Source organism: Pseudoalteromonas aurantia (assembly GCF_005886875.1).
GTDB classification, from domain to species: domain Bacteria; phylum Pseudomonadota; class Gammaproteobacteria; order Enterobacterales; family Alteromonadaceae; genus Pseudoalteromonas; species Pseudoalteromonas aurantia_A.
The window spans coordinates 1-16,644 of record NZ_PNBY01000029.1 but is presented as its reverse complement, the minus strand read 5'-3'; the positions used below and the strand labels follow the sequence as shown (position 1 = coordinate 16,644).

General features: G+C 40.6%; 12 protein-coding genes. 5 read left to right on the top strand and 7 right to left on the bottom strand.

Annotated elements, in window-relative coordinates; translation table 11 throughout:
• The first annotated feature begins 14 nt into the window (after nt 1-14).
• Together CWC18_RS06740 and CWC18_RS06735 are read left to right on the top strand one after the other, a co-directional pair.
• Nucleotides 15-1,199: a multidrug effflux MFS transporter gene (locus tag CWC18_RS06740; protein ID WP_138590870.1), complete on the top strand. Its 1,185-nt coding sequence runs from the start codon at nt 15-17 to the stop codon at nt 1,197-1,199.
• 448 nt (nt 1,200-1,647) lie between these two features.
• Nucleotides 1,648-2,277 carry a LysE family translocator gene (locus CWC18_RS06735; RefSeq protein ID WP_138590868.1) on the top strand — a complete coding sequence of 210 codons (630 nt, stop codon included), beginning with the start codon at nt 1,648-1,650 and terminating at the stop codon, nt 2,275-2,277.
• A gap of 76 nt (nt 2,278-2,353) precedes the next feature.
• Here the strand turns inward: CWC18_RS06735 and yegD are convergent, their stop codons facing one another.
• From yegD to sixA, 6 genes are all read right to left on the bottom strand, one after another.
• Nucleotides 2,354-3,724, bottom strand: coding sequence for a molecular chaperone (yegD, locus tag CWC18_RS06730; RefSeq protein WP_138590866.1), 1,371 nt, complete (start codon nt 3,722-3,724; stop codon nt 2,354-2,356).
• A gap of 53 nt (nt 3,725-3,777) precedes the next feature.
• Nucleotides 3,778-4,620 carry a DNA ligase gene (locus tag CWC18_RS06725; protein WP_138590864.1) on the bottom strand — a complete coding sequence of 281 codons (843 nt, stop codon included), beginning with the start codon at nt 4,618-4,620 and terminating at the stop codon, nt 3,778-3,780.
• 48 nt (nt 4,621-4,668) lie between these two features.
• Nucleotides 4,669-5,328 (bottom strand): HAD family hydrolase, encoded by a 660-nt coding sequence (locus CWC18_RS06720; protein ID WP_138590862.1) that lies wholly within the window; start codon nt 5,326-5,328, stop codon nt 4,669-4,671.
• 31 nt (nt 5,329-5,359) lie between these two features.
• On the bottom strand, nt 5,360-5,659 hold the full coding sequence (locus tag CWC18_RS06715; protein ID WP_138674968.1) for a hypothetical protein: 300 nt from the start codon (nt 5,657-5,659) through the stop codon (nt 5,360-5,362).
• A 124-nt stretch (nt 5,660-5,783) separates the two neighbouring features.
• Entirely contained in the window at nt 5,784-8,072 is a 2,289-nt protein-coding gene (locus tag CWC18_RS06710) for a TonB-dependent receptor (RefSeq protein WP_138674967.1), read from the bottom strand.
• 494 nt (nt 8,073-8,566) lie between these two features.
• Complete coding sequence (gene sixA, locus CWC18_RS06705; RefSeq protein WP_138590856.1) at nt 8,567-9,034, bottom strand: phosphohistidine phosphatase SixA; 468 nt, start codon at nt 9,032-9,034, stop codon at nt 8,567-8,569.
• A gap of 161 nt (nt 9,035-9,195) precedes the next feature.
• On the opposite strand from sixA, the gene CWC18_RS06700 reads away from it, so the two are divergent.
• From CWC18_RS06700 to CWC18_RS06690, 3 genes are all read left to right on the top strand, one after another.
• Nucleotides 9,196-11,868, top strand: a complete 2,673-nt coding sequence (locus CWC18_RS06700) for an insulinase family protein (RefSeq protein ID WP_249348137.1) — start codon at nt 9,196-9,198, stop codon at nt 11,866-11,868.
• Between the two features lie 95 nt (nt 11,869-11,963).
• On the top strand, nt 11,964-14,216 hold the full coding sequence (locus tag CWC18_RS06695) for a putative bifunctional diguanylate cyclase/phosphodiesterase (RefSeq protein ID WP_138674966.1): 2,253 nt from the start codon (nt 11,964-11,966) through the stop codon (nt 14,214-14,216).
• Nucleotides 14,217-14,955: 739 nt separating this feature from the next.
• Nucleotides 14,956-15,348, top strand: a complete 393-nt coding sequence (locus tag CWC18_RS06690; protein ID WP_138590850.1) for an MmcQ/YjbR family DNA-binding protein — start codon at nt 14,956-14,958, stop codon at nt 15,346-15,348.
• A gap of 51 nt (nt 15,349-15,399) precedes the next feature.
• On the opposite strand, the gene CWC18_RS06685 is transcribed toward CWC18_RS06690, so the two are convergent.
• Nucleotides 15,400-16,383 carry a hypothetical protein gene (locus tag CWC18_RS06685; RefSeq protein WP_138590848.1) on the bottom strand — a complete coding sequence of 328 codons (984 nt, stop codon included), beginning with the start codon at nt 16,381-16,383 and terminating at the stop codon, nt 15,400-15,402.
• Between the last annotated feature and the right edge of the window lie 261 nt (nt 16,384-16,644).

Genomic DNA, 16,644 nt, shown 5'->3' with positions numbered 1-16,644 from the left:
CAAAAGAAGTGATCATGACTCAGCCACGTAGTAAATCTCTTATATTTATCCTCGCCTTACTCGTTATTTTTTGTCCATTAGGGATTGATATCTATTTGCCCGCATTTGTTGCTATGCAGCAAGGTTTGAATGTTTCTGAAGGGCATATTCAACAAACTATCAGTGTATATATGCTTACGGTTGGTTTAGGGCAGCTCATTGCAGGGCCACTCGCGGATCGATTTGGCCGCAAGCCAATCGCGATGTCAGGAATATTACTGTTCACGATAGGCGCAGCCATTGCCGTTTTATCACCGAATTGGGAAGTAGTCATGCTCGCACGGGCATTACAAGGGTTTGGTGCTTGTGCCACATTCGTCGCTGCATTTGCGATTGTCAGAGACAGCTTTGGTCACAAAGGGAGTGGGCAAATGATCACTTATTTAAATGGTATCGTTTGTTTTATACCCGCACTTGCCCCTATTTTAGGCGCTTGGCTAACCGTTGAGTTTGGCTGGCGTAGTAATTTTACTTTTTTAACCGGTTTTGCAATCTTTGGACTGCTGCTCACACAGCTGCTATTTCGTGAAACAAGGCCAAAAGACACGGTATATCAAGGGCACATTTTAGATTTAAGACGTTTTTTACCTATGCTCAGAAACACTGAATTTATGTTTAACGCGGCACTTACTATGATCGCAATGGCTGCGATGTTAGTCTTTGTTACCACGACTCCAGGTTGGATCATGAACGAATTACATGGCTCTGTCAGTACATTTACGTTGTGGTTTACTATAAATGCAGTCCTTAGTATTGCCGCTTGCTTTGTGGCGCCCCTATTTATCAAAAAGAATTCTCAAAAAGCACTCACACTAGGGCTATCACTGTTTGCCTTAGGTGCACTTCTCATGCTTGTATGCGCTGATATTCGACACCCTGGCGCAATTATGCTCCCGATGTATATTGCTTCAATCGGGTTTGCATTTACCTTGGGATCTGCTGCCGGAAAAGCGCTATCTGGCTTTCCTAAACAGGCTGGCACTGCCTCTGCACTGATAGGCGTTATGCAAATGAGTGGCGCTGGTTTTTTAGCGCTCTGTACTCAACAGTTGGCACTGAGCGCGCCTATTCAGCTCGCTATGCATCTGTTATTTTCGGTTCCTTTTTTAATCGTATTACTGAGTAAATCAAAACACCTTGTGCACAGTAGTGACTGTTAATTAACCTCAGGTTTGGATAAAGGTTTTGGAATAGAAAATGTTATTGAAAACAAACTTAACTACAATCCAATGATGATATTTTGCTCAATATCAAGGCGCTTTTATTTGTAATAACGGGCTATTACAAATAAAAGCAACGCCGAGCGTGAGAGAAATAGCTTCACTAGGCAAGTTCACTTATCCAGAGCAGAGTTTAATTATTGTGCCTATTAGTCATACAGCTGTCATAGTCGTGCTGTTTAATAGCCTGTGACAAATATGATTATACGCAAATTTACAATCGCAATTTGATTTGCATTCGCTCAGATCATGTCCCAACCCAACCTAATTGTGAGCGGGCACCTAGCCCGCTTTTGTTGCATATTAATGTATTCTGATTGTAATAGTTACTGTATTTATTACTGTAAATTATTATACTATTCAATTAAAAATAATAATTAGAACATACATGCTCAATCCAGACTCTTTACTGTCATTTATCATTGCAAGTACAATTATTGCTGTCGCACCTGGGCCATCCAATGCATTTTTAATGGCGCAAACATTTACGAATGGGCGCACAGCGGGCATGCAAAGTGCGCTGGGATTTGCGATGGGGGGAGTAATACATACCGTTTTTGCTGTTGTAGGCCTATCTGCATTATTAAAAGCATCACCCATTGCTTATTCAACGGTGCAATATTTAGGGGCTGCGTACCTATGCTATTTAGGGATCATGACCATAAAATCAAGCCTACAGCACCATGAGCCTGTGAAGAATAAACCGCACGTCAGCACAAAAAAAACCGGCAATGTTTTTTTTCAAGCCATGATGACTGAGGTACTCAACCCGAAGGTTGCGTTGTTTTTTATCGCATTTATCCCTCAGTTCGTTGACCCGAGCCTTTCATCAACCACTTTACAACTGACTATATTAGGCCTACTGTATCCTATTATGGCCTTTCCCATTGATTGTGCTTACATTTATGCCGGAGACAAAATTGCCAATTACTTCCGTAAACACCCTCAAGCCCCACTATGGATAGACAGGGTCTCTGGGCTTATTTTCATTGCCTTAGCAATTAATCTTCTGCTGTAATAAAGCACTCATACAGAGCTGGGCTTTAACTGAAGTTAAAGCCCAATTTAGATGGCAACAAAAACACCCGACATGATCAGCGAAAGATCTGTTCAGCCCACTTAGTTAAACCTGCTGTGACACTGCCAAAGTTATCGCCATTTAGCATGGGTATATCACCCAAAGCTTGCTGCAACTTCGCCTTTAATAATGGTGACTGCGCGCTGCCCCCAGTTAAATAAATTACATCTGGTTGGGTATTGGCATCACTAATAGCTTGTTTTGCTAAAGCACAAATTTGTATTAGGCTGTCATCAATAGACTCAGCTAATTCATTTACAGACACAGTTTGATTCAAGCCCTGTTCAATAAAGCTTAAATTTGCTGCAAATTGCGCTTCTTGCGAAAGCGTAATTTTACCCAATTCACCCTGTCGAACAATTTGGTGACCTAGCTTTTGCTGCTGCACCGTGATCAAACGAGCTAGCTTCTGCGGTTCACCAACATCTCTAAGCATAGACTCTAGTGCTCTGCTGTTTGAGCTGCTATAAAAATCGGTTTGTAACTGTAGGTCGTTAATTTTACAAGCTTGCCAAAAAGGCTGGTTTGGCATGGGCAACCCTGATTTTAACTGGCTACCCAACCCACATAATGGCATTAATTTATGAAACGACAATGCGATATCTAAATCGTTACCGCCAATACGCTTGCCGCTATGCGATAAAAAGTCTTGCTCTCTAACACTTTTGCCTCGGTAGCTTGGCCCCATTTGCACAAATGAACAATCACTGGTTCCTCCACCAATGTCCACAACCAACACTTTTTTGTCTTCACTCAGGGATGTTTCATAATCAATACCAGCGGCAAGGGGCTCAAATAAAAAGTCAACTTCCAAAAAACCAGCGCGCTTTGCTGCAACAGTCAAAATATCTGTCGCTTGTTGGTTACTTTGTTCGCCACCTATGGCTTGGAAGTTAACCGGGCGACCAATGACAGTATGCGTTAACGCTTGTCTTAGTTGGTGTTCAGCACGCTGCTTAATTTGCATTATCATTGCTGTAGCAATGTCTTCAAAAAAAGCGATCTGTTGGGCTTTTAAACCAACAGCCCCAAAGAAAGATTTAGGAGACTTAACAAAATAACCTTCTTCAGGAAAATCAATATATTCAGAGATGGCTGCTGAACCAATGGCTAACCCAGATTCGGACTGACTTAAACCTAAGTCACGACGGATCGCTGGTAGTGAGTTCAATGTGTTAGCCCGAGACTCACAGTATAGAGTAGCCTCTGTGGCATTGCGGTTTTGAAGTTGCTTAGCAACGTAATCAACAACCAGCGCATTGTGTTGTGCGTATAGTGTAGAAGGTAAGTAAGTGCGTTCTGCCTCTAAGCTAATTAATTTTACCCCCTGTTCGCCCATGACGCCCATTGCACAATTAGAACTTCCATAATCAAAACCAACGATCATACGACCTCACAACACAAAAAAAGGTCGCGCAGAGTAACACACTTAGCAAGTGATTAAAATGTCGTTTTCGGCCCTAAAAAAACCGCAAAACGAGGTTTGCCATACTTAGTAAAACCTTGATGACGAAACGACACAATAGAGCCGATTTCGGGCGGTGTATCACGCTCATTATCACTCAACCCTGAGCCAATTTTAAATTCAATACCAGACTCGCTTTTCACGAGCAAAGCACCCGTTTTACCAATATAACGCCCTTTACCTGGTAAATGTGCAATCACTTTCGCTTCAGCATCCTGATAGGGCTTATATTTAAGTAAATTTTTTGTTCTCCCCCCTGTATGCTTTGCACTGCTTAAATGCAGCATCACACCTTCCCCCCCTTTTTTAACAACCGTATTAAAAAAGCGCTCTAGTTGTCGGTGGTTTTCAAAACGATGCTGAACAACGGGTTTCACATGGGGTAACGCCACTTTTGATAAAGTCTGATGATATAGCTGATACCTTTGGCTAAAAGGCTGAGTACTGTCTGGGGCATCAAAGACCATATAACTTACTTGTTGCCAGTTCTTGTTATTAGGCACCGTGCGCCTCGCTAACGAGCTAACATAAGCAAAGTTATTGTAGCCTGCCCATAACTCACCATCTAACCACTGCTTTGGTAATTTATCAGTAAACCATGTCGGTGCATGGATCACATTCCCTGTGCGGGTTTTAAGCTGTTTACCATCCCAAATGGCTCGGACGCCGTCATATTTTTCGCTCACATGATAAAAACTAACGGGGAGTTCTGCCTGATAACGTTTCGCCAACTGAACCGAATAAGACAATGGCTCTGCTATCGCAAAATTAGCGAATGAAAATAATAATATTGCCCATAAAATCCATCTAATACTCATGTTAGGCTCCTTGCACTTAATGAGAGTAAAGTGAGACTAAAGTGTAGCTTAATTTGAAATTAATTGTGTAATATGCTGCCACGCAACCTTTAAGTCTTGAGCTATAGCACTTGCACCTGTGGCGTCTTGGTCTTTTGAATGTGCATTTGGTACCAAAATTGTTTGTACGCCTGCAGCACAAGCCGAGCATAATCCGGTATACGTATCTTCAATAGCCACCGCCTGGTGTGGTGATTTTTCAATCAACGACAACGCATGCGTATATGGCTCAGGGTGAGGTTTAGGCCGGGTAATATCATCTTTACACACCACCACAGCAAAATACTTTAACAAGTCGTAATGACGCAATACAGGTAAAGCCTCTGCACGTGTACTGCCAGTAACCAATGCCAACTGAAACTCTTTGCTGGCCAAAAGTAATACCTCTTGGGCAGAGGGCATTAAAGAAGGAATAGACGTCGCCGCTGTATCAACAAAATAACGATTTTTACTATCTGCAAGAGAAGCCGCACTTTGCTTAATATTATGACGTGCTTTTAATACCGCAGCAGAATGCAAGGTCGGTACACCAGAAAATTCATCACAAAATGCGCTCTCGCTATAACTGACTCCAAATGGTGCAAGAACTTTCAGCCAACTTCTGTAATGCAACGCTTCAGAATTAACCAAGGTTCCATCAAAATCAAATAGTAATGCTTTAATATCCATTCATGTTCCTTGCATCATTTGGGTTAATATTTTATTGGCTCAAAGCTGCTGGTGGCTCTGCACTGGCGGGCAAGCCGGTTTCAACTTCTACAAGTTCATATCCGCGTTCTTTGCGTGCAACTTTTAGCACCGGCTTATCAAACGCTGACTTCAATCGTTCAGCATCCGCTTGAAGTTCATCCATAGAACGACCAAAAGGCGCCGCGCCAGTTTCTGACCAATTACTTACTTTACCATTTAAGTTATATTCAACCTCATGGATTTGATATAATGCAGGTTCACCTTTTGTTGTATCACAAAAAATCACCCTATAATTCCAAAAACCAGCCATACATATTCTCTCTCTATTGCAATGTGTGTGACTTTATCAGCTCTTAAGCTTTTTTTCATTACAGATACAAAAAAACCCGCACTGTGTACGGGTTTTACATTAAATACTTTGCTAAATGACGTGTTTAGAAAAAACGTACCTTAAACTCAGCACCCACAAAGCGTTCTTCATTTAACATACCGGTGTTGTTGTTGAAATCAACGCCACCAATCACTGTTTGCTCATCGAATAAGTTACGAACGAATACCGACGCTTCATACTCATTATCACCTTCGGCCCATGCATATCCTGCACGAACACCAGTTTCAAACAAAGCATCGCCTTTAAACTCTACCGATTCATATAAGAAAAAGTTAATTTCACTACGATACGAAACATCACCATATACAAAGAACTCACCACCTTCTAACTCTTTTGAATAACGTAGTGTTGCATTCGTAATCCACTCTGGTGCATGCGGTAAACTATTCCCATCTAAAACAGCAAGACCAGCCGAATTAACAGAGTTAGTTACTGTACACTGAGCACAAACTTGAACAGCTAGATCATTATCGCTTAATTCAGTATTATTGTAGCTGAAGTTAAATGTCGCATTGAGCTCATCCGTTAACACCCACTCAGTATCAAGCTCGAAGCCATAACCTGTGGTTTTATCCGCATTGATTAAGCGGTTAAAATTAGCCCCACCACCCACAGCCGTTAACTGCTGATCATTCATTTGGAAGTAAAATACAGTGGCATTAACACGGCCTTGGCCATCTAATACATCTGACTTTATACCAGCCTCGATCGAGTTAATCGTTTCAGACTCAGCCACTGTCACTTCGTCACCAAATAAAATACGGCCCTGAACACTTGGCGCTCTAAAACCATTAGCAATACGTGCAAACAAGTTAATGTCATCACTGTACTTATATGCCGCACTTAAGTCCCAGCTCACATGGCTATCACTTGGGTTAGCACTGCCTTCTTTAAAATCTGATGCACCAGTAAATGGCACTGGCGTTTTAGTACGCTTAGCGTAAAACTCTTTGTCATCATCTGAATAACGAAGACCAGCTGTGATTTTTAAATCATCTGTTAATGTGTAATCTAAAGAACCAAATACGGCCCAAGCTGAAGTGCTTTGATCTTGCACTGCATAACCGTTTTGTAAACCAAAGTTACTATTAACAGCATCGTAAGCACCCGTATCAAAGCTATAGCTTTCAATCGTTAGCTCTTCATCAAATAAGAAAACACCAATCTGGTAATTCACATCACCAGAGAAATTACTTGATAAACGAAGCTCTTGCGTTAGCTGGTCATGATCAGGGATAACATCTGCAGTTTCTGATGAAAATGGAATAACACCAGGTCCCATTGATGGTGCAAATGCATTACCGTAACCCCCATCAACATCTGCTCTAGAATAAATTTCAGCACTTTCCCATGCTGTAATAGACGTTACTGTATGTTCTTTTAAGTCCCACTCAAGCTTTAAACTAAGACCTTGTGTGTCAACCTGCTGTGTTGCACGAGAAGCCGCATCATGATAAACCACATCATTATCATACAGTGGGTTAATGTTGTTTGTACCCGCTTCAATTAAGTTAGCGCGAAATGCGATTGGACGACCGTCTAAATCACGTACGTGATAGTTTAATAAACCAGTGAAGTCGTCGCCTTCATATAAAAACTGTACACGCGCTGCTTTTTCGCTGTAACCACCTAATGAGTTTTCTTTTTCAAACCCTGGCGCTTTAACATCAATGTAATCTTCTTTATCTTGCCACAACACAGAAACGCGTGTTGAAATACGATCTGTCAATCCAGTGCCAAATGCACCTTCAAAATCTGTAGAACCTTTACTGCCGTATGATAATGCACCATATGCATCAAATTCTTGACTCGGCTTTACAGAATCAAATTTAACAAGGCCTGCTGGTGTATTACGACCAAAAAGCGTGCCTTGAGGCCCTCTTAATACTTCAACTCGTTCGATATCAAAAACAGGAAAGCCTTTTAAAATTGGGTTTTCTTGCACCACTTCATCAACAACCAAAGATACAGGTTGTGAGGCATTTAGATCGAAATCTGTATTACCTAAACCACGAACATAAAAACGTGGGAATGTACGACCGAATGAAGACTCAACCGATAAACTCGGGATCTTTGCATTCATAAAACGAATATCCATACCCGCAGAGCTGTAAGCATCTAAGTTATCGCCTTGCAAGGCAGAAACAGATACAGGCACTTCTTGTGCATTTTCAACACGCTTACGCGCAGTGATTTGAATAACTTCTAATTGATTACTTTTCGCACTTGTGTCGTTTTCAGCTGCGATAGAAGAAAATGAAGTACCTGCTACAGCAGAGAACAACGTTGCATTAATCAGGGTAGCTAACGTAGATCTTTTCATTGCTTTCATGTTGGGTTTTAACCTTTAAAGATGCACTCTTATTGTTCAACGGTTTGTATGGGCGCCGTATCACGGTGGCGTGGTGCATTCAATTTTTCGCGAGATAATATTAAACGCGGACCTCAAATCCGAGAGTGCAAAGCGGGTCTAAGAGGCTGAATGCGACGAACATTATTATAACAGCTATTTACAAACTAGCTGTAATTTACATCAATATAATAGAAGTTTTTTTGCAATTATCGCAACACATATGCAGACGTTAGCAACATTTAGCAACAAAAAAGCCATCACTGCGGACATATGTCCTTACAATATTTAAATCGGTGTGATTAACAACCCCGTCTTTCGAGCTAAATAGGAACAGTTAACATGTTGCGCAGTGTTAAGGAGGCTATGCGAGTATATAAAATTTTCTTTTTTGAAAACAATAAATATGCCCTAACCTTCAGTCTACCATTAGAGACTTTAAATAAGAGCGGACACCTGTCCGCATTTTTTGGTTTTTACTTTGAAGGTGCTTGCATTTTTAAAAAACAGCCTCGGTGAACCACTTCATCATACTCTATCACCGCAACAGCAGCCGTATTAAAAATTGGCATTTTTCCTGGGCTCAATTGATCAACCAAATAACTGACAATTGGCATATGTGCAACCACCAGCCACGTATTATATTGAGGGTGTAAACTGATCAAGGTTTCTAAGTAATCTACGGCAAATGCGGCATCACCACTTGGGATGATATCCTGACAGGTTTCGTTAAACTCAACTGGGTTTAACGCTAACACTTGCTCTGCGGTTTGCTGAGCACGCAAATACGGGCTTACTAACACCGCATCTGGGGCATAGTGGCTTTTTAGCCACCATCCCATTTCATTAGCTTGCGCTTGTCCTTTTTGGGTTAAGACACGCATTTCATCCTGTGCCTGCATTGGTACAGCTTCCCCATGTCGCATTATCAATATTGTTTTCATGACACTCCTGGGTATACACATTAAAATTTGTCTAACGACGTAGTAGCTTAATACCTCGTTTGTTCGCTATATTAAAACAAACCTTAGATAAACTTGAAATGAATTCGAGTTCAAAGTTCCTAAATTTGGACTTTACTTACTATTACTCTGGCGGCACACTCTTGAAAATAAGCAGCAATGATAATCGCACCTACAAAAGCCTAACATTAAACAATGGTCTAAAAGTACTGTTAGCCCATGATATAAGCAGTGATAAAGCGGCCACATCATTAACTGTTAATACTGGTCACTTTGACGACCCAAAAGATCGTCAAGGTATGGCCCATTTTCTAGAACATATGCTCTTTTTAGGTACTGAGAGTATGCCTGAGCCTGGGTATTTCTCACAATTTATTAATCAAGCTGGTGGTCAGAGCAACGCATGGACTGGCACGGAGCATAGCTGCTATTTCTTTGATTGCCACCAGCAACATTTGTTTAAAGCATTGCAATTATTTAGTGACTTTTTTATTTCCCCTCTATTAGATGCTTCACAAACAGAAAATGAGCGCAATGCCATTGATGCCGAGTTTAAAATGAAAATTAAAGACGATGGCCGGCGTATTTATCAAGTTCATAAAGAAACCACAAACCCACAACACCCATTCACCAAATTCTCAGTTGGCAATCAAGATACGTTAGCTAACAAAGAAGACTGTATTGCTGAAGAAGTTCGAGCCTTTTTTAACCATAATTACCTCGCACAATGGATGACCCTCGTTATAGTCGGCCCCCAATCACTCGATGAACTCGAAATATGGGCTGAACGTCTTTTTTCTCACATTAAAGGCAGTTCTGCCCCCAAGCCTCCACTGACTGCTCCCTTATATCGAAAGCAAGATCTTGGGCTGTTATTACAAATAACACCAAGAAAGCATATGCAAAAACTGATAATCAGTTTCGCAATGCCCTGTATTAAGGGGTTGTATAAACATAAAAGTCTAAGTTTTCTGGCGCATTTACTCGGGTACGAAGGTGAAGGCTCACTTTACTCTATAATGAAAGCTCAGGGTTGGATAAACGCACTTTCAGCAGGTGGGGGCGTGAGTGGCAGTAACTTCAAAGACTTCAATATTAGCTTTGCACTCACCGACGAAGGTATCAATTACTATGAAGATGTAGTAGAAATGGCCTTTGAGTATATCGCACTTGTAAAGTCTCAATTGCACAACCTGGCAATATTGTACAAAGACAAAAAAACTTTGCTTGATATCGCATTTGATAATCAAGAGCCCAGCCGTTTACTTGATTGGGCAAGTAGCGTAAGCGTAAACATGCACCATTATGAGTCTCAAGATTACTTATACGGCGATTACATAATGACAGAGTATAACCCGACGATATTTGAGCAGCTGTGTAACTTCTTAACCCCTCATAATATGCGTCTGGTGTTGATCCACCCAGAAGTCACCCCTGAGCATACGGCAAAATGGTATAACACCCCATACAACGTGGAAAAGTTACCCCATGATTGGCTAAATGCGTTAGCACAGATTGACTCTGCACTGCCTGAAATGAGATTGCCAACCATCAACCCTTACCTACAGGTAGAAAATACACTATTTGATATTGAGCCAACCACAAATAAGCCAGAGCTATTAAAAGATAAGCCCGGTTTTTCTTTTTGGTTTAAACAAGATGCGACCTTTCGTGTCACTAAAGGCCATTTTTATATAGAGATTGACTCCCCGGTTGCAGTTGAAAGTACCAAAAGTATGGCATTAACTCGCCTTTTTGCCGACCTATTGATGGACGGCATGGCAGAGCAATTTTATCCTGCGGAGCTCGCGGGGTTAAATTATCATATAAGCTCTCATCAAGGCGGACTAACACTGCACACGGCTGGACTATCAGGTAATCAGTCGATACTTGCTATGGAGTTACTGACTGCGATTTTAAAACAATCGATTAGCGCGACCCGTTTCGCCGAATATAAAAAGCAACTGATCCGGCATTGGCAAAATCACAGCCATAATAAACCAGTCAGCGAACTGTTTGGCTTGCTTGGTGCGCACCTTATGCCTTGGAATCCAGACCCAGTCGCACTCGCATCAGCGTTAAAAACAACTTGTTTTAATGAGTTTAGACGCTTTAGAGAAGCGTTTTTCAACTCGATTTACATCAAAGCGTTTTTACACGGTAATTGGCAAAAACACCATGCCTTAACGATGCAAAAAGAAATCAGAATGCTATTTAGCACCAGCGAAATTTTAGAGGATTTAAAACGGCCTTTAAATGTATTAAATACATCACAACACATAGAAATAACACAGCCTGATGCAGATCACGCCATTGTTGAGTACTTCCAAGCACTCAATGACAGCGTGGTTGAAAAAGTCTCGTTAATGATGCTTAACCAAATGATCAGTCAAGATTACTTCGACAAGCTCCGTACTGAATTGCAGTTAGGTTACCTTGTTGGCTGTGGCTATGCGCCTTTTAATACCCGTGCTGGTGTTGCGTTTTATATCCAGTCTCCAGACAATAAACCTGAGACTTTATGTAAACATCACCATGCGTTTATTCTCTCCTTTAGCAAAAACATTACACAGCTAACCGATAGCCAGTGGTTAGAAGCGAAACAGGCATTGCGGCTACAAGTCGCCGAAAAAGACAAAAACCTGCGCTTAAGAGCCCAACGATTTTGGATTGCCATTACCAATGATGATTTTGAGTTTAGTATGCAAAAAAGGCTCATCACCGAGCTAGATAATTTAGAAAAACCAGACTTTATAGCATATATTCAGCGTATTTTTGCAAACGAATATCCACATGTTACATTGCGCTGTAATTAACAATAATCGTAGCTATGCCCTGCGATCGATACGATATTTTTGACTCTACCGCTCGCTTCTATTAAATTAGCAGTGTGATAATAGTTAATGCATCTATGATAAAACAAATAAAAAAATTATCCGTAGTCATGATGCTATTAAATGCCGTGTATAGTCAGCCGGCTTTTGCATTAAACTTCGATGAACTTAACAACACCTTCAGTCCCTTAATGGCTGGGGCTTTTGTTGTATTTTTTTTTATTACGCTTGGTCAATACCTTTACAATAAAAAGCTTAAACGCGCACATCAAACACTGTCATTGTCAGAACACCGATTAAAAAGCACTGTAGAAGGCAGTGGTGATACCTTATGGGATTGGAACATCGCAACGGGTGAGATAATCCGCATCAATGACAAATATATGATGCATAAAAGTGCCGCAGGAGAATTTATCCCTAATGCCAATCGTATTCACCCACAAGATATCACCTTAGTTGATCGACTCCTCAAGCAACACATTGCTGAAAAAACGGCTTTCTTTGAAGCCAGTTACAGAATAAAAGATAGCTTAGATCAATACCACTGGGTGCTAGACAGGGGGAAAATAATAGAGAAAGACAACAACCTTAACCCTTTGAGGATGACTGGTACAGTCAGAGATATTAGTCATTTAAAAAGTACAGAAGAACGACTCAACTTATTTGCAAAATGTGTAGAATCTTTGACAGACGCGATTGCCATTTATGACCGACATTTTAACTTGGTCGATTTAAACCCAAGCTATTTAAAACTATTTGGGGGTATACGAGTTCAATATATTGGTCGACCATTTACACTTTCAGGTTATGACAATCGCTACATGAGTGAGATAAAGGCGTGCCTAAAAGACACTGAGCATTGGCAAGAGGAGCTTAAATTACGAAATCACAAAGATATTCTGCTTCCTATAGAAATTACCATCGATGAAATTAAGAATAACCAAGGTCAAATAACTAACTATGTCGTGGTCTTTTCGGATTTAACAGAACGTAAGAAAGCGGAGTCTCAGTTACATAACCTCTCAAATCGAGATCGTACAACTGGCTTGCCAAATCGAAATCTATTTTTTACTAATCTAAAAAAGCTGGCACAACAAAAAACCCATCATGCACTACTCGTATTTGACTTAGATAATTTTAAGAAAATTAATGACTCACTGGGCCACCAGCTCGGTGATAGCTTACTTGCTAAGCTAGCAATGCGCCTCAATAAGCTTGCGCGCCAGCAAGACACGTTTTATCGATTAGGCGGTGATGAGTTTGCGTTAGTTATGTCTGGTACTAATGATATTCACACCATCACACGTACCGCGAAGCAATTTCTTGCTGCGATAGCCACCCCATTCAAAATGGCAAACCATGAGTTAGTCATCACTTCATCCGTGGGTATTGTGCTTTTCCCTGAGGATGGCGCTACGCCAGAGATATTATTAAAAAATGCAGATACTGCGATGTATCATGCAAAGCAAAAAGGCAATCATTACTTGTTCTTTAATGACTCAATGAACGAGCAAGCTGTGAAGCGCCTTCAAATTGAAAACCTGATGCGCTACGGACTTAAAGAAGACCACTTTGTTGTTTACTATCAACCAAAAATGGATATAAAAACCGGTAAGCTCGTCGGTATGGAAGCCCTTGTGCGCTTTATCACCCCCAAAAAAGGGATCATCAGTCCAAGAGTATTCATTCCCATTGCAGAAGAAACAGGGCAAATCATCGAAATTGGTGAGGTGGTCTTGGATAAGGCCTGTAAAGACGTCAAGAGTTGGATAGACCAAGACTTATTTAACGGCCGTGTGGCAGTAAACTTATCAGCAAAGCAATTTAGCCTCCCAGACCTTACCACTCGAATTGATGTGATCTTGCAGAAAAATCAACTTCCGTCTTATTTCCTTGAACTGGAGATAACCGAAGGCACTGTGATGGATGATCCAAAAGAAGCGATTTCTATCATGCGTTCCCTAAGTGCCAGAGGGATCCACCTCGCCATTGATGACTTCGGTACTGGGTATTCGTCTTTAGCATATTTAAAGCAGTTTCCACTTAACACGTTAAAAGTAGATAAAGCCTTTGTTGACGACATGAATACTGAAAGAGGCCGCAATATGGTCGACTCGATAGTCACCATTGCGCACAACCTTGATTTACATGTCGTTGCTGAAGGCGTTGAACAAGCTGAGCAACTGGTCATTCTCGAAGATTTAAACTGTGAAACCGTTCAAGGATATTATTACTCAAAGCCTTTATCTCCCGATGAGTTTAGTGAATTCCTTAAAAGTCAGAAGCAACGTGAGCGAAACGAACAGCCTAGTTTGAAAGTCGTTAATTAATTTGAGCTAAAATCACGCCAACCAAGAACATAGAGAACCGGCCGTTAAACGCCACATAGCACTTCTGTAATGACCCCTCATAGAGCCAAAAACGCCACCAAGTAACACCCAGCGTCTGACAGGCATACCTGAGCGTGTCATTTCAAAAAACATGGTGCAAGCTCTTATCAATAACAACGCTATAAACCATATATTCCCCCCTATTTACTTCGAGCGCCGAGTGTACCCCAGGTCTTTTTTTGTACAAAAAAACTTTAATTGTTGCAAAATATGGCATTATTTAATTTAATAGCAGCTCAATTAAACAGGGTGCTTTATTCCAACTGCTTAATTTTTATGTTAACACTATGAAAATATTAAAGTAATTGTCAACATGTAAAATTTTACAGGTTTAATTGAAGCAATCGTTATGGTTTGAAAGGTCATTCTTTTTAAGTTTTAGTAGTGAAGTTTGCCTGTAGAGTAGGTATCACCTGCTTTACAGCAATATGATTAAATATTGTAATAAAAAACACAAATAAATAGAACCCTATATCGGTACTTGTGAGTGCGAGCGGTTAAGCTCATTGAAATATTTTAAATTCAATACTCTAGATAGAAGACATTTATTTGCTTTAGTACATATTGGTCTAAACTATCTGATAGTTTTTACCGATACTGAATTACAGTATTATCACAATAGCTGCTAAAATTAAGCCATGTAGTTTTTAATTTATTAGTTACTTCAAGGACACGAGCTATGGATCAAAAGAGCGTACATAAATATTTGCAGGATAGGCCTGCAACTTTTATTACCCAGCCGTTTGCGCAAGATGTCGATGTCTATAAAGTACAGCACAAGATGTTTGCAACACTTTCGGAAGGGAAAGAAGGGCAAGTCAATGAGAGCGGAGAACCAATTTGGTGGTTAAACCTAAAGTGCGATCCGGATGAAGCATTAGTGCTTCGGGAGCAATACCCATCGATTGTACCGGGTTATCATATGAATAAACGACTTTGGAATACCATTATACTTGATGGGTCCGTTCCTGAAATCGAAATAATTCGCATGATAAACACCTCGTATGATATTGTGGTAGATAACCTACCAACAGCTCAGAAAGAAGCGTTACGAAAGATGACTCAATCTTAAGTTACTTTTATAACGTTGTGGTTTCCCTCGCATTTACTGCGAGGGCCATTTTTAGAAGGGGTATAAATGCCTATTGGCAATATCTATCTCGCCGTTCTCTTTAATAAAGTTCACCATTAACTGTTCGCACCCATTAGGCATTCGAGTAGCATCTACTTCATAGTTCAATTGTGCCGCCTGCTTACTCGATAGCTCACACATTGCTAGCTTACTAGGATCTCGCACATTGCGATTGATCTGTGCAAGACTTACCACACAATGACTCTTACTAAAGCGTGCAATACCTCTGAATTTAAAGTTCTCTGCAATATATTGCTTCGAAATTTTTAATAGCCCTTCCATAAGTTCATAGTAAAAAGCATTTTCATCTTGCACCGAGCAAACAAGATGCACAGATGTACTCTTGAACTCAGGCAGCTCATCATCACGGCTTGATAAAGCTAAACTTATCAAAACCTTATCATCATCAATTTCGATGTAATTTTCGAGCGTGAATGGTTTATCTAAAAAGCGTACTTTTTCCAATATCCGTTCAACGCCAGTTTTCGTTAAAGGGTTTAAGTCTCGAGAGAGCAGATGCGGGACTTTGACAATCAGCGGAAAATCTTGATGATTATTCAATGGCGTGGTAACCGCCCCATCTACGCTAAGCGTATAACGCTCACGGATCTCATGTTCACGAGCAACGTATAATGCAAGTAATGCTGTTTGTAATAATTCTGACGTAGGTAAATTTACCTCAATTGGCCAACTCCGACCAAACAGCAGCTTTTTGTTTCCTGATTGATAGTTGTCACTACTAAGCATAGCAACCTGCATGCGCAGTAATCCGTTATGCTCACTCGCCACCAGACGGTAACTGGTTTCAAACTCTATGTCGGCTAGCAACTCACGTACGCTATCAAGGGTGTGATGATATTTAAAAAAATGCTGTGGTGTAACCTCTATATCCTCTGTCAGTAAAACTTTAGGCGCATTACTTATCGGTTGTTCATATGCGCTGTCTTCCTGATACTGTAAATTCGCAATCCCCATACTCTCCGACTCATTCAGTTTAGCTAACGACTAAAGTACGCAAATGTTCAGATAAAAAGATCAGTTCAAATGCGTTATTTTCAAACTTATTTTAAGTATTAACCGTCTAAATGACTGTTTCATTTCAAATGATACTTATGCATCATATTTTTTAAAGGGACAAAGCTAAGGATCCAATGAACTTAGTGAATAACCTCAGCTCTGGATAAGCGAATTTGCCTAATAAAGCTATTTTGCTCACTCTCGGCGTTGCTTTCATTT

Coding starts and splice junctions, on each gene's coding strand:
- CWC18_RS06720 (WP_138590862.1), bottom strand. CDS start 5,328: ATGGATATTAAAGCATTACTATTTGATTTTGATGGAACCTTGGTTAAT.
- CWC18_RS06710 (WP_138674967.1), bottom strand. CDS start 8,072: ATGAAAGCAATGAAAAGATCTACGTTAGCTACCCTGATTAATGCAACG.
- CWC18_RS06690 (WP_138590850.1), top strand. CDS start 14,956: ATGGATCAAAAGAGCGTACATAAATATTTGCAGGATAGGCCTGCAACT.
- CWC18_RS06740 (WP_138590870.1), top strand. CDS start 15: ATGACTCAGCCACGTAGTAAATCTCTTATATTTATCCTCGCCTTACTC.
- sixA (WP_138590856.1), bottom strand. CDS start 9,034: ATGAAAACAATATTGATAATGCGACATGGGGAAGCTGTACCAATGCAG.
- CWC18_RS06735 (WP_138590868.1), top strand. CDS start 1,648: ATGCTCAATCCAGACTCTTTACTGTCATTTATCATTGCAAGTACAATT.
- CWC18_RS06695 (WP_138674966.1), top strand. CDS start 11,964: ATGATAAAACAAATAAAAAAATTATCCGTAGTCATGATGCTATTAAAT.
- CWC18_RS06715 (WP_138674968.1), bottom strand. CDS start 5,659: ATGGCTGGTTTTTGGAATTATAGGGTGATTTTTTGTGATACAACAAAA.
- CWC18_RS06725 (WP_138590864.1), bottom strand. CDS start 4,620: ATGAGTATTAGATGGATTTTATGGGCAATATTATTATTTTCATTCGCT.
- CWC18_RS06685 (WP_138590848.1), bottom strand. CDS start 16,383: ATGGGGATTGCGAATTTACAGTATCAGGAAGACAGCGCATATGAACAA.
- yegD (WP_138590866.1), bottom strand. CDS start 3,724: ATGATCGTTGGTTTTGATTATGGAAGTTCTAATTGTGCAATGGGCGTC.